Source organism: Pseudozobellia sp. WGM2 (assembly GCF_017810075.1).
Taxonomy (GTDB): Bacteria; Bacteroidota; Bacteroidia; order Flavobacteriales; family Flavobacteriaceae; genus JADNYK01.
Genome location: NZ_JADNYK010000005.1, coordinates 138928 through 161214, shown reverse-complemented (window position 1 = coordinate 161214; position 22287 = coordinate 138928). Strand labels below are relative to the sequence as shown.

Sequence of the window (22287 nt, the reverse complement as noted above, 5' to 3'; positions counted from 1 at the left end):
TGGAAGACCTTAAATCTTATAGCAAAACAACCATGCCATGAAAAAACAGCAGAATCCCAACAAGCCCCTGGTGTTGTTTCCAAAAAAAAGAGAATCTGAATTTCAATTGCCGAAGAGCGAAAACATTAGGGGAGATATATTCATTTGTGAAACAGATACCCAAACCCTATCGGTTTCCCCTTATGAAATTGTGGTACATGTAAGCAATGGCCAAATTCCACTTTGGGCCAAAAACCAAGAACTGCATTGGTCTTTTGATGAATACGCGCTCCGCAACCACCAACACCCGCAAGAATTTACATCCTATGTTAGAAAGCTAATGCACGAAGCTCTATTAGCTTGGGGAGATGCCGCTCCCATTACGTTTATAGAAACAAAGGACCTTGTAGACTTTCAGATACAGATAGCTCCGGGGGACAATTGTGGCCACAAAGGTTGTGTTCTCGCCAAGGCATTTTTTCCCAATAGCCTTCAAAATAAGCTGATAGTTTTTCCTAAGCTTTTTGAACAGCCCCGGCAAGAGCAATTGGAGACACTAATGCACGAACTGGGCCATATATTTGGGTTACGCCACTATTTTGCCCAAATAAGCGAACGCATATTACCCTCCGTGATTTTGGGGAACACAAAGCCTTGTCCATTATGAACTATGGTAACAAAAGCATTTTAACGAAAGAGGATAAAAGGGACCTAAAACTGCTTTACCAAAAAGCATGGAACCGAGAACTTACATCCATTAACAACACCCCAATTTATTTGGTTAAACCCTTTCATACAGCTGTGGGGACCTAAAGGAATACATGATAAGATGGACTTTTCAAGAGTATATCAGTCTATTTTGAACCGCCTTTTGTTCCTCTAGTTTTAACTTTCCACTGATTCCATGACACCCTTATTATCAGCTGATTTCTCATGCCCATAGTTATTTAAAACAAATTGGCTCATGTTTGTAGAGAGCAATTTTTTTACAAAATCAGCCAATTCTCCTTTGGTCTTCATAAAGGAAAGAGAGTCACTTGCTCCTCCATTTACTCTACGGTATTTTTTAGCCGCCACGGGCAGCCATTTCTTTAAACAGGCCTCTAAATTCTTAAATTCCGTACTGGCACTGCACACTTTTAAAGGTTCTATAAAACCGTCAAAATTGCTTCCTATACATATATAATTTTGAGCCTCATCGTCCCCCTTATCCGTTTTTAAGTTAATTACCGCCAATATATGTACAATATTAAAACAAAGGCTTAAGGGGTGGGTGTACTTCCCCTTGGGTTTCAACCAAGCTTCCTCCGCCCGTAATTGTTCCCTACTGGCATGTTCCATAGTCTTAACGCTGGTATAAGGAAAGTAATGAGTAAAATCCGGAGTGGATATAAACTCACAACTATCTTCCATATCTAACGCTTCAGTAGTGTTTCCCAACAATTCGGCATCCAAGGATAGACCTATCAATCCCCCGCTATTGACAATGGCAATGATATCCTCGTCCATGAGGTTGATGGTCCCCGGGTGAAAAACAAACTCCTGCTTGCTTCCCCCGCCCCAATAACCTGCCACCTTGGGCCGAGCATATATTTTAACCGTTTTAACCCCCTGCTCCAAATGGTTGAGGCATTTACCTGTTTGCAAATTATCTTTCCAACCCTTAATAGAATATCCGGTAACGGCCACATGGGAAGCTATTAAGGGGCTATTTATATTCTTCTCCTTTCGGAAGCGGTACAGATCTTCCCTAGACCTTAGGCTTAAATGTGTAATGTCTATATAAACAGGAGCCTTGTTACCCGCCTTCAATTTATCCTTATCTGCTCCTTTAGTTAGCATATCCGCCTTTTCTACTACCTTCTTACCCAATTCCGTTAGCCCGTTCCCAAAGGGAAAGAAAGAAGGGTGCTTTAACATTTTGGTACCGTAGGCATGGGTTGCCAAGTGCTGTTCCGGTATATGGGTCAACTGTGCCAAGGTAAGGTACAGCACTTCCCCTCCTTTTTCCCTGATCTTATCTACTACGAACTTCAAAGCTTCCGAAGGGCATCTAGAGTGATTTTTCAAAAGGTAGTCAAACCAATCTTGCATTTTAATTGTTTCAACTGATTCCGGTTGCTCACCATTTTGATTACCTGCTATGTTATCACCATCATTTTTATTATTTCTAGAGGCCTTTTCTTCCTGATTATTTTGCTCTTTAGGATTCTTAAGTTCTTCAAAGTCCAAGGCGTTGCCTATTTTTTTAAAGCACAGGTTATAGCCTCCATCAATGGCAAGCAATAGCTTAACCCTTTCGGGTTCTTTGACCTCTAAACCCCTATTTATTAACACTAATTTTTCATCGTGCGATAGCTGAAAGTAATTGTTCAAATTTTCAAGAAATAGTCTTAGATAGCTAACCTTTCCTTCACGTACCCTTTCAAAATAGTCCTTATCAAGTGGGTTCTTCAATGTTGTTTTTAGGATATCCGTCAAATATCCCTTGCTACAAGCCACCCCAAATTCGAATGCACCAACGGCGGCCACCGCATTATGGACCTCTCCCTTTTTCATCTGATCCAAGCTGCCCTGGGATTCCAGCCGTCTAAGTACTTCTTCGTCCGTATAATCTTTAAACTCTTTGGACAGAGGTATGGGTTGGAACCCATCTATCTTGGTTTTTTCCTTAGAAGTGTTCATGACACCACCAAGTTGGTGTTTCCCCAAGGGGTGTAAATGCAGATCACAATATTTCATAACTGTTGTTTTAATAAAAACTTTCAAAATATACTTTTAACAGTCCATCGGAGAGATCTTCATCAAACTGTCCGTGGCTTTCTAATACTCGGTTCATGGGGCGACCCGTCATGGCCGTCACGCTCATTCGGGCCCGTTCGGTAAGACTTTCTTGGGCCGTGGCACTTTCAAAACCAGGTGTAAGCTTTCTACGTGCCGTATTCCATAAAAAATGTACTGTTTCGCGTACGCCCAGATCCCACTCCTTAATATTTTCCTTGCCTTTGTAGGCCTTAACCAGGCCATAATCTTTTACTAACTTAGCTACCTCTTTAAATTTTCTAGTGTCATCTGCTCCCTCCGTAAATTTTAAAATAGGATTTTCCAATAGGGCCTTAATGTTTAAAATTCCGGCTCCAAATCTATTGGTATCCCAATCTTTTTTATTGGCAGTTTCCTTCAGTTTGTATCTAAATAGCTCCACAATCTGCCATGGTTCTTTTACATACTTTAAAACTTCCTGGTTTTTTGCCTTCCATAAGGCGGCGGCAGTGGCTACATGGGGAGTGGCATAACTGGTACCCGAACCAAATACCATTATATCTTCTTTCTTTTTACTTAGAAAAGGAACATAAACATCCTCGCCGGGGGCGGCAATATCCACAGCTGGACCGTACGACGTATGCCGCCATGGCTCATTATTGGGATTGGAAGCGGCTACCGCAATAGTACCGGGGTATACGGCAGGAGCGATTACAGATTCTACCATGTTACCGGCAGCACATACCCAAATTATACCTCTTTCATAAGCTGTTTTGGCAATACTGTAGATCATGGGTCTAGGGTAACTACCCATGCACATAAAAATAACATCGGCCTGGGCATTAATAGCCTGGGAAACGGCATTGAACAAGTTTCTGCCCCTACCGATCAATACTACCGACTTGGATATCCTGTAAGGAATGACCTTTAATAACCTTGTACCTTTGTCCGTCACCGAAATTCCATGGTTTCCATCATTATCTATTTTTCCATTGGCCAAATTCCCCATAACCAAACTAGCGGTACGAGTTCCGTGTCCAGGTTGCCTTAGGATGCCCATACTCATTTCATCGCGGGCATCCTCCCCATCAATAAAATCCTCGTCTTCCAAAAGATTATAGCCATCCAATACTTTTGCATGATCGGTATAACCCGTATCTAACTGAATCACTTTAATATCCTTAACATACTCGTAATCATCTTCCTCCAAAAAGACATTTCTATTTCGCTCCTTTTTCTTCTCTATTTGTTTCTCATGGGCAGACTTTCTTTTTTCCTCCTCGTAATCTTTCTTTTTATCGGCACCTATGGCCACCCTGTTCCAATATCTATATGTCTCATAATCACCTTGGGCAATGGACTCTTTTACCATACTGGCATTGGCCCAACGAATCTTAAAGTCGGTTTCATTGTCTTTCCAATCAGCCGTACCATCGTTTAGGGATTCCAAGCTCTCGTTCCCCGACCACCTTCCGTAATGCCCGGGTTTGATATCCGTAAGCATTTCAAGATCGGGGGTACAGGTATCTATTTGGGGCAGCCCTTCCAATTCGGCCGCAATTTCCCAAGGGTTTTTCTCCGAGGCAATTTCTATGTAATAAAAATCTCGGTGTGCCTTTTCCGTAGACATGGGATACAGGGGTTCACTTAACAACAGACCCGGTACCAAGGTTTCGGCATTTTCCTTCCAATCATCCTGCATTTTCTTTACCTGCGATAATTGAATCTCAAAATACTGGATTTTCTTTTGACTATTTTCTGAACGGTTCATGGAATACAGGTTAGATGATACATTAACTGAACTGCTTGATTGAAGCCTGCCCTCTCCGCCAATTGCGCTAGGGATATTTAAGGAATGATCCAGCCCGGCCAGCAACATCTTCTTATATTTCTCCATATGTTGGGGTACGGGCATACTCTCCAACATGTTTAACAAACTACTTATTCTTATCCCCTCGTTACCCATCCAATCAATCATATTGTCGGGGTCTCCGGGCTGAACAACGGACCCATCTTTTCTGAGCCATTGTCCGTGTCTGTTTTTTCTGGGAACGCCGCTATGGTGCAGTGCCACCACCTCCCCGGTCCCAAGGCCTAGCACCATACTCCCAGAAGAACCCGGGAGCGTATCAGATTCGTAAATCAAAAAATCATCCTTTAAGACCAGCATCCTAATGTCTTTCATTACAATTTTTTTGTAATCACCTTTTGGGTGTTGAACGATTACACAATTTTCCCCATCAATGATCTTTCCCAATTTTTTATCCAACTTCGCTATGGGAAATTTGGTAATGGCATTCCCTTCCCTAGAGGTATTCTCTACGGCCACAATGGTAAAATCCAATCCGCTAAAGGGGTCCACAGCCGTTCTTTTATAGCTGGAGGTTACAAAAAACTCCGTGGGTAGGAGATTAAAACTATCCGATGTACTGGGGTTACCATACTGATCCAATTCATAATTGAACTGGATGGTAGAATTGCCGGCCACCTCGGTTGTTGGTAAAACATGATTGTTGGTAAGCACTAGGTTGGGAGCTATTAAAAATCCTGTGCCATAGCCCGTATTCCCTAATCTGGAATTGGTGGTTATACGGCCCACAGCGTTGGATAACTCTACTATTCTCCGTACAATGCGTATATCCTGAAAATTGGCTTCCCCATTGATTCGTTCCAGAGCCTGAAGCTCAACGGTACCTTCGCGCTCAATTCTATTGTGAAGCCTCTCTTGGTCTACCTGAATTTCCGATAACGCCACCTTTCCTTGTCGCACATTCGTTATATCGGTTTTTATCCGGTCAATATCCGCAATTACGCTAGAGTAATTTCTATGGGCATTTTCAGCTATTTCTCTTAGTTTATCGTTCATGATCTTAAGCTTTACAACAGTTCATTAATTATCAATCAACTCCAAATCCTTGGTATAATTTTGCAGTACGGCTTTGTTCAGTTCATTGGGAGCTCCGATAGACGACTCAGCTTCCAATTCCGAATAATCCAGTTCAAAATTTTGATAAGCGGTATGGAGCCCGTTTAACATTTCTATGAATTCAGGCTGCGGAAAGCAGTCCGTTTTATCGGTTCTCACATTGCAATGTGTCCATATACCCGGTGCTCCATTTTGGGCTTCCTCTTTAATATCAAACCAAGAACTATCGTATATCAGGTTTTTTATGGGGATGTCAAAAATCGTCGCCAAGGTGAGTATCAACCGTTCGCATTCCTTAATTTGTTTATCGGTATATTTTTGAAAATATCGATGCCCTCTCCAAGGTGTGTTCAGCTGACAGACCTCAGATTCGGGCACAACTATTTTCTTGGAGTTACCCTGAAAATAAAACTGACCGTTACTGCTTTTTTTCAAATGCCCTAACGAGCAGATTTCAATGCCTATGGATTTTTGGTTCAACTGCTTATTGTTACTCAATTTGGTGCCCAAATGGTGCGCCCAGAACATCTCGTTAAACGCTCTGTAGGTTACTCCATCGAATAAATAATCACCTTCCAAAGATTTTCTGCCGATAACGAATGAGGTGCCTACCCTGTTTAAGGTTCCGGGTTTATTATCATTTTCCCACCAACCGATGGTATAGTCGGGTCTGTGCAGCCCCGCCGTATGGTGTAAATAAATCGTATCTTTTTCGGTATACTCGTTCATCCACTCATCATCTTCCAAAATATAATCGTTCGTTCCCCAACTGAAATCATAGCCCGAACGCATTAATTTCTCCCATGTATTTTTGCCCACTACCCCATCTACCACGAGGGAGTTGGCTCGTTGAAATTGTCGCACTCTCTCAAAGGTTACATTATCGAAATCGGAAGAAATTGCTACAGGATATCCCGCCCGGTTCAACAGTCTTTTTAAGAATGAAACGGAGGAATCAAAACTACCCTTGCGCAATGTTTTCATGCTTTTACCTTTGAAGTTAAAAACGTGCCATTTCTACAGGTTTACCATTGGGCAACCCCGTCAATGAATTCTTGATACAGGTCTGATGACTTGTTCGGGCAACCTCCATAATTGTGAATGCCTACGCCAATGCACCTGTTTCTCAAAAGCGGACTCCCGCTTTGTCCCCCGAAGGTATCAGCCTGATATAGAAATCGGCCGTTTTCTTTCACCAATGTATCGGACATTTTATATTGAAAAATACCATTATCGCGATCTGCAGGATATCCGCAGATTTCCGCAATATTGGGGTCTTCCAGAACCGGAGTGATGAAGCTGTTGTGGCTTACCGGTTTGTTCAATTTGATCGCTCCCATATCATATCTTGGGGAGGTATCATCTATCCATCCTCGGGTGGCCATCAATTCTATTGCCTCGTATCTTCCGTAGGGTTCAGAATAACCACATTTGCCAGGTATAACAATAATTGAGGTTTTCCATCCGCCTGTACCCTTGTTGTACACGCAATGGCCAGCGGTGTATAAACGGTCACCTGCAACCAACCAACCAGAGCCCACGTAGTTGAGTCCGTTTAGGGCCTTCATGTACAATTTGCAAATCGCCATATATGGCATTTGAAGGGTTGCCAATACTTTTTGGCGCTGGTCAATTCCGCAGACGGATTCGTTCGTTAAATCTTCGTCACGCTCGATCCATGATTGTAGAGTGATTTCTTTCTCGTCTATCGTTTGTTTTTCATCGTTCATTCGGTGAAAAACAAGTTCTTTTTCCCGTTCCGGTGCTAATACTTCTGCCATAGCTATATCTATATGTTTGATGAATTCGATATCGTATGCCCGCCTCCCCGGGCCTCACAAAACAATTTTACAACAGGGCATGGTATTGCCTACAGGCCGTAAATAAAAATCAAAATAGGGTATTGGCATGTATAATATTGCGCTGCGATAAATGTCTTTCAGACAGGGGAAGTTCTTTAATCAAATGCTTTTATCCGCCAGATTGCAACTCAATACCAGCAGGACGCATCACATCAATAAGCCTTAAACTTTGCTTACCTTATCTTATACACTAAAATTACTAACCAACTGAGGTATAGCTAGTTTAAATTGTATAAGTGGTATGAATTTATGTATAAATGACAGATTTATCCTATAAAAAATATACGTAACACCAACGTAAATTAGCTAACCTTGAATTATTGCCAAAGGCTTATGGACTATGGCACCCATTATAAAAATTACCAGACCAGCGCTAGGTACAAACTTCCACTTTATCTATATTTAAGTGCCTACAAAAGCAGTAGCTATGTATGCCTTTATGAATCGAATACATGACTAAGCAAACCAAACTGCTTATTTTGCTATTTTGCATCGTAAAACTTGCCTTGCATTTGGTGGCAGATGGCCATTCCGGATTTCAAGGTGATGAACTCTTACATATTGAAACGGGAAGCACTTGGCTTTCGGTTTTATGGAATTTCCTCCGTTGATTGCCTTAATGGCTTTTTTTCAAAACCTATTTCATTCCGATTCGGTATTTATACATCACATTTTTCCACATGTGGCTTCGTTGCTCATAATGGTTTTTACGGCAAAAACTACTCTTGAGCTCGGCGGAAAGAACAAAGCGGTATTTCTTGTGCTATTGGCTGTTTTAATTGCGCCCAGTTTTTATCGTTCGCAGCAACTTTTTCAACCGGTTGTTTTTAGCCAGTTGTTTTGGGTCTTATCTTTCTATCAACTTGTTCGCTTTGCAAAACACCTCGATAAAACATCGCTGTGCTACCTAACGTTATTCTGCGTTTTGGCATTTTTGAGTAAGTACGATAGTCTATTTTTCTTGTTCGGCCTTTCTTCATTGCTGTTTTTTAAATCGACCCGAACGGCATTGATTCAACATCGCTTCTGGGTAAACCTCATTGTATTTGTCTTGTGTATAATCCCAAATTTTATCTGGCAATTTTCGAATGATTTTCCACTGTTACAGATGATGAACCGGCTGTACGAAACCCAATTAAATCATATTACCCGAACGGATAACCTTATTAATCTATTAGTTGCCATGAACCCGATAGTGAGTTTAGTGCTGCTCGTTCCAGCTCTTATTTACCTCATCAAGTCGAGAAAAAATCAGGTGGTTCAACTACTTTTGGTAGTTATCACATTGTCTTTTGCCCTGCTACTCTACAAAAATGGAAAAGCCTATTACTTCTTCCCCATAATATTGACCATTCTGCCTTTTGGCGGTCTATTTTGGGAAGCGAAGATTGCCAAAAGAAAGTGGCTCATGTACCCTGTTACTACACTTCTTGTTCTGGGTGCTGTCCTGATTCCGTTTGGTATGCCGATCTATAGTTTTGAGCAGTACGTAAATTACGTTTATCCATATGAAGCAAAGACCATAGAAGGCGGAACCCACGGTATCAAATACGACGAGTATTACACGAGAGACAAATGGGAAACTACTATGCAGACCTTATCAACTGTTTACGATAGTTTACCTATAAATGAGAAACGGAACACCCTAATCTGGGGAAAGCATTACGGACAAGCAGGTGCCATTAACCTTTTCGGGCCTGCCTATGGATTGCCACACTCATTTTCTTACCACGGTAGTTTTTACAGTTGGGCACCAGAAGGCCCTATGCCCGAAACCGTAATTGCACTGAGCTACCAAGTAGGCAATTTTTTCGTACCCTATTTTGAGGAAGTTATTTTGGTCAATTCAATTTACAACCCGTATTCATATAATGAAGAAGAACTGTACCAACGCATTTATATCTGTAAAGAGCCAAAACAAGATTTCACGGAATTAAAAGCCTTGTTCAAACACCGAATTTTTGAATAAGCGAAAAAAAGCTTATTTACTGAACATACAATTACCTACCTTAGCATAACACCTAAACCCTATACTATGTACACCTTAACCTATGAATCAAAGGCCAAATCTAACCTGTCAAACGAAGAGATTGAGAACATTCTAGAAACGGCAAGAAACTTCAATTCTCAAAACGGAATTACAGGTTGCCTTATTTTTTATATGGATAAATTCATACAGATTCTAGAAGGCCCGAAAAATACGGTTCAAGAACTTTTCGATAATATCAAAAAAGATAGTCGACACAGTAAAGTAAAAATGTTTTCTGAAGATGAAATTACCGAACGAAATTTTCCTGATTGGGGTATGGCGTACTATCCTATGAATGAAGACTCCACAGGTAGTGCAGAATTTGAACAGTTCAAAAGAAATCTTTTGTTGTTGGCCGACCTTTCTAAACCCACCAATGTGACTTCCATCCTTTTTTGGAAACGTATGAAGTTTCTAATCTCATCACCTCCGGAAAAAGTGTAATTACAATAGGCTAGCTATCAATTGCTTTAGTTATTGCGTCAATTCTATTCGCAAAAGCGCAATTCATACTGCCCTAATTGCTGCAACTTAGCGGTATCATAAGTAGGTTAATTGTTCGTGGGGAACAATTCAAATCTTTAAAATAGGGTGGTTGGGGCCACCCTATTTTCTTTTCTGATAACCACCTTATTCTCAAAGCACAGGGTAGTCACATCTAACTTATTCACCAGCCAATTTAAATATACGCTTCATCTGCACCCATTTTTCACTAGAGGCCGCATTTGGGTCTGAAGCCTGATATTTGCTCATAAATTCTTCCCATTCCGCTTGACGTGACAATTGGGCCAATTTTCCCATTTGAACTTGAAAATCAAAATCGGCCGGTACCGTTAGAATCATGACCAAGAGCGTACCATGTCTGTAAATTTCAGAATCGATGACCCCAACTTCCATCAAACCATCGGTAATCTCTTTCCAAATATTTTCAGATTGATGCCATTTCTCATACTCCGCAATCAAATCGGGGTCATTTTTTAACTGAAGTGTCTGACAGTATCTTCTAACAGGTTTGGGTTGTGGAGCTTGTTTATAGCCATAATCGTGAGAAGCATCTTGCGCCAGGCACAATTCTACCCCGCCCATTGCTATCAAGGCCATTACCATAGTTACTTTCTTGATCATATTTTGAAATTTAAGAATCATAAATATAGTCAATCATTCTCTTGCCGCCTTAACTAAACCCAAGCCCCGCTAATTAGTGCTAAAATTTGATTTAAATAATTCACCCTTAACCTACCGTTGTATTTTCAATTAATAAAATAGGTATTCACTTACTATTTAATAACTTTACCTGACTTTATAAACGTGATTGCGTTAAGAAAATAGATAGTATCTAAATACTTTAGCCTTTTTCTAAACCCTTTTTACATTTTCTCGTAAGTACGCTTAAAGTCATTCGTCAAATAGAGTGCATCTTAAAATTTTAAGATAACAGTACAGGATCAAAACATTGCATGGGGCACAATTACAAAGACACAGCTTTACTTGTATTCTCACTTTCCTCAGAAAGGGAGAGCCGCCGTAAGTCTGTATTTGGCCCTTCTCGTACCTCTGAAAACAAAGTTCTTTTTGATATACTTATTCAGCAAACGCGGGAGTTGGCCGATACAAGCGGTATCGATGTTTTTTGGGTCGATGAAAGCCTGCAACGAGGTATTGATTTCGCTTCAAGATTTTCCAATGCTTTTCAAGATCTTTTCGACAAAGGCTATAATAAGATAGTTTCAGTCGGTAACGATAGCCCTGAACTCACGCCTGCTATTTTACAGGATGCTATTCGCCAATTACAGACCAAAAAACTTGTTTTAGGTCCGTCAAAAGATGGAGGTGTTTATCTTTTGGGAATTCAAAAATCCGCTTTCGATAAGCACAATTTTCAAAATCTACCTTGGGAAACTTCTGCCTTACACTATAAGCTTGTACAGTTTGCCATTAAACAAAACCTTCAATTTTCGACACTGTGCGAACTTGTTGACTTAGATAATTTCAATGATGTTCGTCAGTATTCCAGATTGAAATTTAACATCTTAAGTCGTTACATTCAGTCATTAATTAGAACCAAGCGATCAAGATTTACATCAGCGCATTTCAACTATAAAAGTTCCACACACCTTCTTTCCTGCGGCCTTCGTGCCCCTCCTTCTTTGCATTAAAAATCTCCATCATCCAACCGGTTTCTCTCGAATACCATCGAGATAAACTTCACGTGCATTTACAATTATAATCAATACACTATGAAAATTACTCTTGTAGCTGTCTTACAGCTATGTGTGGTAACGCTATTTGCTCAAAGCAATACGTATACCTCAACTTTGGTCGATGAAAGTGGCCAAACGATTCCCTATGCCGCCATTAGCGAACTAAACACTCAGAACTATACCACCTCCGATGAAAATGGGCGTTTCAACTTAGAAACCGATGCCACTGACTACAGTATTGAAATCAGCTCCATTGGATATATGACCCTAACATTTGAAGTAGTCGACGGGCAATTGCCCCAAGAACTTGTGTTATCCACTTCTCAAGAGGTTTTAGATGAAGTTGTCGTTACCGCTCTGGGTATCGAAAGAGAAAAACAATCTCTGGTTTCGGCCGTGACCACTGTTTCACCGGAGCAGTTGACCACCGTAGCCCAAACGAACCTAGTCAACACCTTGGCGGGCCAAGTTGCCGGGGTACAGGTCACCAACGGTTCAAGTGGCCCGGGTTCGTCTTCGAGAATTATCATTAGGGGCGAAAATTCGTTGAGCGGCAGCAATCAACCTTTATTCGTGGTCGATGGTGTACCTATCAGCAATGAGCAGATAACTAGTGATCTGGTCAATAACGGAGCTTTACAGGAAGTCGATTTTGGCAATGGTAGCTCTGAATTTAGTGCTGATGATATTGCTTCGATCTCGATTTTAAAAGGAGCGGGTTCTGCAGCTCTTTACGGTGCCCGTGCCGCGAACGGCGTAGTGGTTATTACTACGAAAAGGGGCAAGAGGGCAAAAGGGCTTGGTGTAAGCATTAATAGTTCGCTGACCATTGAAACACCGTTGACCCTACCCGATTACCAAAATGAATATGGTGGCGGCTCTAACGGTCAGTATGCCTTTCAAAACGGAATCGGTGCAGGAACCAATGATGGCGGCATCAGCAGTTATGGGCCTCGGCTCGATGAGGGTCTCCTTATTCCTCAATTCGATAGTCCATCAACCGACATCAACGGAAACCCTGTACGCGCCGGTGATGTTATCGCACGTACTTTTCCCGATGGTTCTTTTACCGATATTACCCCGACCCCATGGGTAGCACGACCGAACAATGTGCGCGATTTTTTTGAAACTGGGGTTACCTATCAGAATAACATTGCCATTAGCACAACCGGCGAAAAAGGAAGTAGCCGATTATCATATAGTAATTTACGTAACGAAGGCATTGTACCGAACACCGATTTGAAGAGAGATGGTATAGCCCTGAGTTTAGACCAGAATTTGACCGACAATTTTCGGGTCAATTCATTTGTAAATTACATCAATTCGAGAAGTGGCAACCGACCGAACTTAGGTTATGGCTATGAAAACGTACTTTACGGATTTAACTGGACGGGGCGTCAAACCAATCTCAATTCACTGAAAAACTATTGGCAGGCCGGTCAAGAAGGTAGGCAGCATTACGATTTTAACTACCTCTGGTTGACCAACCCGTATTTAACTTTGAACGAAAACACCAACAGCTTCAACAAAAACCGTGTATTGGGTAATGTGTCGGCTACGTACGATTTTTCAAAAAAATTCAGCTTGAAAGTGCGTACCGGTTTAGATACGTATAACGAAAATCGAGAATTTAGACGCGCCGTTAGTACGAACCAAAACCCTTTCGGCACCTATAGGGAAGATAACATCCGTTTTACGGAAATGAATACGGATGTACTACTTTCGTTCACCGACGAACTCAATGACGATTGGGGCTACTCACTTTCCGCTGGGGCGAACAGGTTCAACCAAAAGATTCATTATGCCTATTCGGAAGCATCTCAGTTGGCACTACCCGAAATATACACGTTGGCCAACTCTCGAGCACCCTTAAAAGGTAATAGTGAAAATTTCGACAAACGGATCAACAGCGTATACGGCACTGCCAACTTCAACTTTAAAGATGAGCTTTACGTTGACCTGACCTACCGTAACGACTGGAGCAGCACCTTACCAGCAGACAATAATTCTTTTGGTTACTATTCGGCCGGTTTGAGCTACGTAGCTTCTAACATGTTCGAATTACCCGAAGCTATCTCCTTCTTAAAATTTCGATTGAGTGCGGCATCCGTAGGTAACGATACCAATCCCTTTCAAAATACACAAACCTTTGACTTCAATGGCAACTACGGACCCAATTTTATGGTGACCAATGCAGCGGTTCTCAAAAACACCAATCTAAAACCCGAACGACTAGACGCTTATGAGGCCGGTATGGCCGCTTGGTTTCTCAACGGTCGCATACAGCTTGACGGTTCTGTATATCAGAATGTGAGTAAAGACCAAATTATTTCGCGGCCTATTTCAAATTCGAGCGGTTTTTCAAGCTTTAACGAAAATGGTGGAAAAATCAGAACCCGTGGCCTTGAGTTATTATTGAGTGCGTCACCGGTAAAAACAGAAGATTTTGTGTGGAATACCTCTATCAACTTCAGCACGTTCAGAAGTATCGTAACCGAACTGCCTGATGGGGTCGACCAATTTGTAACAGCTACCGCTAGTGTTTTTAGTGGCGGTGGTGGTTCGAACACGGTATTTTACATCGCCCGAGAAGATGGTCGGGTCGGCGACATGTACGGCACGGGCTTCGTTCAAATTGATGGTCAAGACCTTTATAGTGCCAACGGGCTTCCGGTACAAGATGGCAATCTACGCCTATTGGGCAACTACAATCCTGATTTTTCGATGGGCTTCAGCAATAGTTTCTCTTATAAGAACTTGGCATTGACCATGCTTTGGGATTGGAGACAGGGCGGCACTATCGTCTCACGTATCAAAGCCTTGGGCAGCACCTCCGGTGTTCTTAAAGAAACATTGGTCGGGCGAGAAAATGGAGTTGTCGGTGAGGGTGTAGTGAACGTGGGCACAACCGAAAATCCGCAATACACACCGAACACAACCTCGGTACCAGCAGGCCAGTTCTATAATAATTTTTTCGACCGAGGCAATGAAGCCAGTGCATTGTACGATGCCTCGTATGTCAAACTACGACAATTAAGCCTTTACTTTACTTTCCCCGAACTTATCGCTAAAAAGCTCAGGGTTCAGAACCTAAAAGTGGGTATCGTGGGTAACAACCTTTTGCTATTTACTGAAAATCCGCATTTCGACCCTGAACTGAATGCTTTACAGGAGCGTAATATTGTCTACGGAGTAGAAGATTTCTCATACCCTTCAACTCGAAGTTTCGGTATGAGTTTAAAAACCAATTTCTAAGATGGGAAAAATGAAAAATATATACTATTTATTTACAGTGTTAATCTGCGCTTATGTCGTCGGTTGTACCGATGATTTTGAAACGATAAATGAGAACCCGAACGCGCCGCAATCGGTTAGTCCAGAGTTTCTATTGACCAACGTTATCGTTTCAGAAATTAATGAGAACACCTATAATCAAGGGCTTCGACTGAACAACTACATGACCCAATTTGTGGCCAGTGTTGAATTTGAACGTATCGACCGATATGAACTTGGGGGCAATAGTGGTTATTGGAATTTGATTTACGGTCTACTTGCCGATTTAGAATCGATGAAAGAACTAGACGGCTACAACGAAGCTTATGATGGGGTCGCTACAATAATGAGAAGCTATCTTTTCTCACAATTGACCGACCTTTGGGGCGATGTACCCTACACGGAAGCCGTGGCCTTTGGCGAACTGAATTTCACTCCGGCCTACGACAGTCAAGAATTCATCTATTCAGATCCTGAAAACGGTATTCTGGCCCAGCTAGAAGATGCAGTAGAACAACTACAAAATACAACCGAAAGTGTTCAAGGCGATGTTTTGTTCGGTAATGACCTCAACAAATGGGTACGATTTTCGAATACGTTGCAGGTGAGATATTTGCTTCGAACCAGTAAAAAAAGCACCGATTTTAGCAAACTTCAAGAATTGGCAGATTCTGCAATGTTGATGCGTTCCAATGAAGACAATGCAGTGCTTCCCTACCTAAGTGCAGCGCCCAACCAATTTCCGTTGTTCAATGCCGCCTTGGGTATTTATCAAGAACTGCGTATGACCGAGACTGTCGATTCCGTTCTCAAACTGTGGGACGATCCCAGAATCGCTGTCTTCTACAAACCCTCCAATGCGAGCGTGAATGCCGGAAACCCGGAATACAAAGGACTTCTCAACGGTCAAAGCCGGGAAACCATTAGTGCCGCCGGTACCGACCTAAACGATATTTCTTTAATGGCGGATACGTTTCGTGCCGTACCGGATGGTGTAGATGCACAACTTATGTTGTATTCAGAACTTCAATTTGCCCTAGCCGAAGCCGTAGAACGGGGTTACATTACCGGTGATGCAGAACAGTATTATCAAAACGGTATTCAGGCCCATTTTGAATATTACAACGCCGAACTTCCGGCCGGATATTTTACTAGAGATGCCATTGCTCTAAATGGAAATCAGGAAGATAACTTACAGAAAATTTTGACCCAAAAATGGCTCAGCCTTTTTATGGTCGGCCACGAGGCCTGGTTCAACATTAGGCGTACAGGCATACCTGCATTAAAACCTGGCCCAGATAACCTTAATAATGGCCAATACCCCTCGCGATACCTTTATCCTGAATCAGAACAGGCCGCCAACAAGGCCAATTACGATGCAGCAATAGCACGAATGGGTGCCGACAATATCAACACCAAGGTTTGGTGGGAAAAGGAATAATCAAAGAACTCATCCAAATTAAATACATGTATATGATAAAGAATATAAGTACTCTGATCGCGGTGATATTTATACTTTCCGCGGGATATGGAAATACGATAAATGATAGCACGGCAACCAAAAAACACGTTTGGATCGATACCGACCTTGCCGTGGGTATGGAAAGGTACGGCCGTGAAGGCTTTAGTGATGTTGATGACGGTTATGCACTTCTACAATTGTTCAAGGCCGATAATATTAAGGTTACAGGAATTAGTGCCGTATTCGGAAACACCCGTATTGACGATGCCTATCGACTTAGTAAAAAAATGGCTTCGGAATATGCACCTTATGAAATACCTGTTTTCAAAGGCGCGGGTGAAAAAATAAATTTGAATAAGGTAGAAACGAACGAGGCGGTAGAAGCAATGGCAGCTGCCTTAAAAAAGCAACCTCAAAGTATCATGGCTATAGGGCCTGCCACCAATGTGGGTATCTTATTGTTACTGCACCCTGAATTAAAATCTCAGATCAAAGAAGTTATTTTGGTGGCCGGTAGGCGTACCCCTACTTCATATTTTGAAATCGGTAACCCGGTTCGCCACGCACCGGATCTCAATTTTGACTTGGACAATGATGCATTTCGTATTCTTCTTGAAAATGAGATCAAAGTAGTTTTATGTCCTTTTGAGATATCGAACAAGGTGTGGTTGACTTCAAAAGACCTTGACCAACTTAAAAATGGTGATAAGGGCAATAACTGGTTATCTGAAAAATCGCGCCCTTGGCTTCAACAGTGGATAGTTGCGGGCGACACTGGCTTTAACCCCTTTGATGTTTTGGCTAGCCATTATTTAATTGCCCCTGAAGATTTGGTCATGGAAGAACTTAATGCACACCTAGAAATACACCCCAACGATATGCGTTTAGGTTCACCGGAGAACAATTATAAACAATACCTGCTCTGCAATAAAGAACACGGAGCCAAGATTATATATTGTTATGATGTTTCGCCCGATTATCATGAAAAATTGATGAAAAGTTTGCTAAAATAAAACTGGACTCCTATTAGTTTAAATTATTAAAATGGTGAAAGGGCAATTGCCCTTTCACCATTTTTTTATCTTACTACCACTCTCTAATTCCATCCTCCACCAAGTGCTCTGTACATATGTACTTTGGCCAACATCTGCTCCTTTTTGGTCTCGACCAGTTCCATTTTAGATTCCAAAGCTTCTCTTTGCGTAAACAAGACTTCGATGTATTCTATTCTCGCAGATTGAAACAAACGTGTCGAAAGATCGATAGACTCTGTTATTGCCTGTACCTGTTCAGTCTTTAAATCGTAGCTTTTTTTGAGGTTTTCTATACTCGAAAGATGATTGGCCACTTCAATATAACCTTGCAATACCATTTTCTCAAACTCATAAACGGCCTGTAATTGTTTGGTATTCGCTGTACTGTATTCGGCTTTGATAGCATTTCTATTGATCAATGGCCCAACTACATCCCCAACTACCGAGTATATCAATGACTCAGGGGTAGATGTCAAAAATTTGGGCTTAAAAGCCCGCAAACCTACACCTGCCCGTATACCAATCGAAGGATAGAAATTGGCCCGTGCCACCTTAACATCCAGTTTGGTAGCTTGCAACTCATACTCCGCTCTTCTAATATCAGGTCTGTTCTGCAAAAGTTGGGAAGGCAATCCGGAAAAAACCGTATCTATTTTTGTAGTTATAAAATCTGCGGAATTTCTAGAAATAGGTTTCGGCGTACTGCCTATCAGAAAATTAAGTCTGTTCTCTGTCTCTACTATTTGCTGCCTTACCTCAAATTTTTGACTTTGGTTCTTTAGCAATTCTGCCTCGAACCTACGAACTGCCAACTCTGTTGTTCTGGCAGCTTGCTTTTGAAGCCTTACCATGCTTAGGGCCCGTTCTTGAATCTCCAAATTCTGCTTTATAATTGCCAATTGATTATCTAAAGCCAAAAGCTCATAATACGCTTCAGAAATTTCAGAAATGAGATTTGTCTGCATAAAATTCTTGCCTTCAACTGTAGCTAAATATTGAAAGACGGCAGCCTTTTTAGAATTTCGAAGTTTTTTCCAAACATCAAGTTCCCATGTGGCCACCAATGCTGCAGAATAATCCGTTAAAGGTTCCGGAAAATTTTCGTCCTCCCTAATATTCAGATTTTTTTCAACAGCGCCGTTTCTAGTATATTCGCCTACCTTTTCGACTTCGCCACCCAACTGCAAATTCACGAAAGGCAGATATTCTCCTTTTCTAACCTTGATTTCATTTTGAGCAACTTCAATTTGCTTCAACATGATGTTCAGCTCTTGATTGTGAAGCATCGCTGTATCAATAAGTGTAATTAAATACGGATCCGAGAAAAATTCTCTCCAATTTAAAGCAGCTATATTGGTACTATCACCCTCACGAACATTTGAATATTTATCGGGAACCGTTCGATTTGCCTGTCGAACTTTCTGAGTAGGCACGCATGAATAAAATAAAAGTGCAGAGAATATACCTATGCCAAGCCTTTTACAAAATTGCATTTGATATCTAAATTTAGTTTTCATCTTTATATCTTTTGGTTAGTTTTTTCAAACGTAGCTTCATTTCTCGAAGAGCAATAGTGGTCTTACTTTCCCCTTCACTAATTCTCATAAACTCTTCAGAAACCGGTTCATCTGATTCGCCTTTGATCAAGCTGCGACCATCTGCCATATTAGCGAATATGTAGTACAGGCCAGGTATGACCAAAACCCCAAAAAGAGTACCCATAAGCATACCTCCCATGGCCGAACCACCAATGGTTCTGTTACCGATGGCCCCGGCCCCGTGTGCGATTACAAGAGGTATTAGCCCAGCTATAAAGGCAAAAGAAGTCATAAGAATAGGCCTGAACCGAACCTTGGCACCTTCTATGGCCGCTTCGAGAATTGTGCTGCCCTGCCTCCTTTTGAGAACGGCGAACTCTACAATCAAAACAGCGTTTTTACCCAAAAGACCTACTAACATGATTAGACCGATCTGAGCATACACGTCATTCGCCAATCCCATGGCCTTAAGCATGAAAAATGAACCCAACACCCCTACGGGCAGCGATAAAATAATCGCTAGAGGTAGCAAGAAACTCTCATATTGGGCCGCAAGAACAAAATACACGAAAACCAATACCACTATAAAAACATACATGGACTCATTGCCCCTTCTAGCTTCGTCATACGACAATCCTTCCCATGCGACATCATAACCTCTCGGCAGCGTTTGCTCAGCCACTTCATTGATCGCATTAATGGCATCACCACTGGTATACCCTTCGGCAGGAAGCCCTCTAATGGCCGCAGAATTGTATAAGTTGTAACGGGTAATCTCATTGGGGCCCAAGCGTTTTTCCATGCTCATAAACGCGGAATAGGGCACCATTTTCCCCGCTTCATTCTTAACGAATAATTTTTTCAGGTCTGTTGGCAAGGCCCTGTATTCCGGGGCGGCCTGGGTATATACCTTAAAAAACCTTCCAAAGCGAATAAAGCCTTGTTCGTAGGTACTCCCGATGAGAACATTAAGGTTTTCCATCGCCTTTCCTATAGTTACTCCCTTTTGCATGGCAATCTTGTTGTTAATTTTAAGATTGTACTGGGGGTAGTTGGCAGAAAAGAAAGTGAAGAGTCCCGATAACTCTTTCCGTTTAGAGAGGTTGTCCATAAATTCATTATTGATTCTTTCAAATTCATGGTAGTCGGTACCATTGGTCTTATCTAGCAATCGCATAGAAAAACCTCCAGAAGAGCCGAAACCTGGTACCGCAGGCGGTTCAAAGTACTCGATAACAGCACCTAGATCTTTTGTCTCCTCTTCGAGTTCTTCCATAATTTCGTGTACGGAATGATGACGCTCTGACCAAGGTTTCAAGTTTATCAAGCATGTACCGGCGTTAGATCCACGCCCTTCGGTCATAATCTCATAACCCGCCAATGAGGAAACCGACTCTACCCCTTCAGTTTCTTCACATATCATTTGCAATTTTCGGGCAACATCGTTGGTGCGCTCTAAGGTAGAGCCGGGCGGTGTTTGAATAATTGCGTAAATCATACCTTGGTCTTCATTGGGTATAAAACCCGAAGGCAATGATTCATTAGTGAAAAATATGGCAATACAAAAAGCCCCTAAAATTCCAAAAGTGAGCAAACGCCTAGCCACAATACGGTTAAGAACCTTGACATATCTTCCGGTGAGTTTTTCAAACCCACGGTTGAACCAGTCAATGAATCGATCAATCAGTAATCTTTTTCTCGGTTTGCCATGATTGTTTTTTAATATTATGGCACACAGCACAGGCGTCAATGTAAGGGCTACAATAGCCGATAGAATAATTGAACCGGCCATGGTAATGGAAAATTGCCGGTAGAAGACGCCCACAGGTCCGGTCATGAAAGCTATAGGTACAAATACCGAAACCATGACCAATGTAATCGCTATAATGGCGCCCCCAATTTCGTTCACTACCAGCTTTACGGCTTCGAACGGACCTAAATGCTTTTCTTCCATTTTAGCATGAACCGCCTCTACTACAACTATTGCATCATCAACCACGATACCAATGGCCAAAACCAAGGCAAAAAGGGTAATTAAATTAATGGAAAGCCCGAAAAGCTGCATTATAAAGAAGGCTCCTATCAAAGAAACTGGAACTGCGATTATCGGAATCAAGGTAGAACGCCAGTCTCCCAAGAACAAAAACACCACTATGGCTACCAAAATAAAAGCATCTCTCAAGGTATGCAGTACTTGCTCGATAGAGGCATTCAAGAAATTGGAAACATCGTAACTGATCTGAAATTCAGAACCTGGGGGTAAATCCGCTTCCAACTCCTTCAACTTTTCCTTTACGGAAGCAATCACATCACTGCCGTTACTTCCAAAAGTCTGTTTTAAAACAATAGATGCCGACGGATGCCCATCTAAGTTAGAGTAGATGTCAAAAAATTCACTACCGAGCTCTACATCCGCAATATCCGATAGCTTCAGAATTTCCCCTTCTTCATTGGCCCGAATTATGATTTCTTTATATTGCTCAGGGTCATCATACCTATCTTGATAAGTAAGTACATATTCAAGTGATTGAGATGTTTTGCCCGAACTTCTGCCTATTCGACCAGGTCGTGCCAATATGCTTTGGTCTTCCATAGCTTCAAGAACTTCTTCTGCCGATACATTATACGCCCGCATTCGGTCAGGTTTTAACCATACCCTCATAGCGTATTTGCGACTGCCCAAAATCTGTGCGCTTGCAATACCATCAATTCTTTGAATCTCCGGCACTATTCTAGTGTAAGCATAGTTGTAAAGAAATTTTTCATCATTGTTATCTTCTTTACTGTACAGATTCACGTACATTAACATACTAGGTTGTACCGGAGTAATGATTACCCCTTCTCGCTGAACTAGCTCGGGCAATAGCGGCATAACTTGATCCACCCTTGTTTTGACCCGAACGACCGCTTCATTAGGGTCGGTGCCCGGTTCAAAGATGACACGCAAAGTACCTTCACCCGCACTAGTGGCATCAGATGCGATATACCTCATACCTTGTACACCATTTATTGATGTTTCTAAAGGAATGAGTGTCGACTTTACCAAAACGTCGGCACTTGAACCTGGGTAAGCAATAAAAATATTGACCGTTGTCGGTGCTATTTGCGGAAACTGGGAAATAGGTAATTTATTGATTGCCAGTAAACCCGTAAAAACGATTATGACCGATATGACAATAGCCAAGACCGGTCTTTCTATAAATTTTTTAAACATATCTAT

General features: G+C 41.8%; 14 protein-coding genes. 7 read left to right on the top strand and 7 right to left on the bottom strand.

The window, feature by feature from the left end; genetic code table 11:
- Positions 1 to 37 precede the first annotated feature (37 nt).
- Positions 38 to 646, top strand: coding sequence for a matrixin family metalloprotease (locus IV512_RS13370; protein ID WP_209404177.1), 609 nt, complete (start codon positions 38 to 40; stop codon positions 644 to 646).
- 218 nt (positions 647 to 864) lie between these two features.
- Here IV512_RS13370 and IV512_RS13365 read toward each other — a convergent pair whose 3' ends face one another.
- The 4 genes from IV512_RS13365 to IV512_RS13350 are packed head-to-tail and all read right to left on the bottom strand — an operon-like array spanning position 865 to position 7449.
- Entirely contained in the window at positions 865 to 2721 is a 1857-nt protein-coding gene (locus IV512_RS13365; RefSeq protein ID WP_209404175.1) for a hypothetical protein, read from the bottom strand.
- A gap of 10 nt (positions 2722 to 2731) precedes the next feature.
- Entirely contained in the window at positions 2732 to 5608 is a 2877-nt protein-coding gene (locus IV512_RS13360) for a S8 family serine peptidase (protein ID WP_209404173.1), read from the bottom strand.
- A gap of 24 nt (positions 5609 to 5632) precedes the next feature.
- A complete protein-coding gene (locus IV512_RS13355) occupies positions 5633 to 6652 on the bottom strand; it encodes a peptidoglycan-binding protein (RefSeq protein ID WP_209404171.1) in 1020 nt (339 codons plus the stop codon).
- Positions 6653 to 6693: 41 nt separating this feature from the next.
- A complete protein-coding gene (locus IV512_RS13350) occupies positions 6694 to 7449 on the bottom strand; it encodes a serine protease (RefSeq protein WP_209404169.1) in 756 nt (251 codons plus the stop codon).
- Between the two features lie 658 nt (positions 7450 to 8107).
- On the opposite strand from IV512_RS13350, the gene IV512_RS13345 reads away from it, so the two are divergent.
- The gene (locus IV512_RS13345; protein ID WP_209404167.1) at positions 8108 to 9499 is read left to right on the top strand and encodes a glycosyltransferase family 39 protein; all 1392 of its coding nucleotides are present in this window, start codon (positions 8108 to 8110) and stop codon (positions 9497 to 9499) included.
- Between the two features lie 66 nt (positions 9500 to 9565).
- Entirely contained in the window at positions 9566 to 10003 is a 438-nt protein-coding gene (locus IV512_RS13340) for a BLUF domain-containing protein (RefSeq protein ID WP_209404165.1), read from the top strand.
- Between the two features lie 219 nt (positions 10004 to 10222).
- On the opposite strand, the gene IV512_RS13335 is transcribed toward IV512_RS13340, so the two are convergent.
- Complete coding sequence (locus tag IV512_RS13335; protein ID WP_209404163.1) at positions 10223 to 10684, bottom strand: L-rhamnose mutarotase; 462 nt, start codon at positions 10682 to 10684, stop codon at positions 10223 to 10225.
- A gap of 332 nt (positions 10685 to 11016) precedes the next feature.
- On the opposite strand from IV512_RS13335, the gene IV512_RS13330 reads away from it, so the two are divergent.
- The 4 genes from IV512_RS13330 to IV512_RS13315 all read left to right on the top strand — a co-directional run bounded on the left by IV512_RS13330 (position 11017) and on the right by IV512_RS13315 (position 17508).
- The gene (locus IV512_RS13330) at positions 11017 to 11715 is read left to right on the top strand and encodes a DUF2064 domain-containing protein (RefSeq protein WP_209404161.1); all 699 of its coding nucleotides are present in this window, start codon (positions 11017 to 11019) and stop codon (positions 11713 to 11715) included.
- A gap of 81 nt (positions 11716 to 11796) precedes the next feature.
- The gene (locus IV512_RS13325; RefSeq protein WP_209404159.1) at positions 11797 to 15015 is read left to right on the top strand and encodes a SusC/RagA family TonB-linked outer membrane protein; all 3219 of its coding nucleotides are present in this window, start codon (positions 11797 to 11799) and stop codon (positions 15013 to 15015) included.
- 10 nt (positions 15016 to 15025) lie between these two features.
- Positions 15026 to 16474 (top strand): SusD/RagB family nutrient-binding outer membrane lipoprotein, encoded by a 1449-nt coding sequence (locus tag IV512_RS13320; protein ID WP_209404157.1) that lies wholly within the window; start codon positions 15026 to 15028, stop codon positions 16472 to 16474.
- 32 nt (positions 16475 to 16506) lie between these two features.
- Entirely contained in the window at positions 16507 to 17508 is a 1002-nt protein-coding gene (locus IV512_RS13315; RefSeq protein ID WP_209404155.1) for a nucleoside hydrolase, read from the top strand.
- Between the two features lie 83 nt (positions 17509 to 17591).
- On the opposite strand, the gene IV512_RS13310 is transcribed toward IV512_RS13315, so the two are convergent.
- Both IV512_RS13310 and IV512_RS13305 read right to left on the bottom strand, forming a co-directional pair.
- Positions 17592 to 19046, bottom strand: a complete 1455-nt coding sequence (locus IV512_RS13310) for a TolC family protein (RefSeq protein ID WP_209404153.1) — start codon at positions 19044 to 19046, stop codon at positions 17592 to 17594.
- On the bottom strand, positions 19036 to 22281 hold the full coding sequence (locus IV512_RS13305) for an efflux RND transporter permease subunit (RefSeq protein WP_209404151.1): 3246 nt from the start codon (positions 22279 to 22281) through the stop codon (positions 19036 to 19038). The genes IV512_RS13310 and IV512_RS13305 overlap by 11 nt, the downstream gene beginning before the upstream one ends.
- Between the last annotated feature and the right edge of the window lie 6 nt (positions 22282 to 22287).

Coding starts and splice junctions, on each gene's coding strand:
- IV512_RS13305 (WP_209404151.1), bottom strand. CDS start 22,281: ATGTTTAAAAAATTTATAGAAAGACCGGTCTTGGCTATTGTCATATCG.
- IV512_RS13365 (WP_209404175.1), bottom strand. CDS start 2,721: ATGAAATATTGTGATCTGCATTTACACCCCTTGGGGAAACACCAACTT.
- IV512_RS13355 (WP_209404171.1), bottom strand. CDS start 6,652: ATGAAAACATTGCGCAAGGGTAGTTTTGATTCCTCCGTTTCATTCTTA.
- IV512_RS13335 (WP_209404163.1), bottom strand. CDS start 10,684: ATGATCAAGAAAGTAACTATGGTAATGGCCTTGATAGCAATGGGCGGG.
- IV512_RS13350 (WP_209404169.1), bottom strand. CDS start 7,449: ATGGCAGAAGTATTAGCACCGGAACGGGAAAAAGAACTTGTTTTTCAC.
- IV512_RS13360 (WP_209404173.1), bottom strand. CDS start 5,608: ATGAACGATAAACTAAGAGAAATAGCTGAAAATGCCCATAGAAATTAC.
- IV512_RS13325 (WP_209404159.1), top strand. CDS start 11,797: ATGAAAATTACTCTTGTAGCTGTCTTACAGCTATGTGTGGTAACGCTA.
- IV512_RS13310 (WP_209404153.1), bottom strand. CDS start 19,046: ATGAAAACTAAATTTAGATATCAAATGCAATTTTGTAAAAGGCTTGGC.
- IV512_RS13320 (WP_209404157.1), top strand. CDS start 15,026: ATGAAAAATATATACTATTTATTTACAGTGTTAATCTGCGCTTATGTC.
- IV512_RS13340 (WP_209404165.1), top strand. CDS start 9,566: ATGTACACCTTAACCTATGAATCAAAGGCCAAATCTAACCTGTCAAAC.
- IV512_RS13315 (WP_209404155.1), top strand. CDS start 16,507: ATGATAAAGAATATAAGTACTCTGATCGCGGTGATATTTATACTTTCC.
- IV512_RS13330 (WP_209404161.1), top strand. CDS start 11,017: ATGGGGCACAATTACAAAGACACAGCTTTACTTGTATTCTCACTTTCC.
- IV512_RS13370 (WP_209404177.1), top strand. CDS start 38: ATGAAAAAACAGCAGAATCCCAACAAGCCCCTGGTGTTGTTTCCAAAA.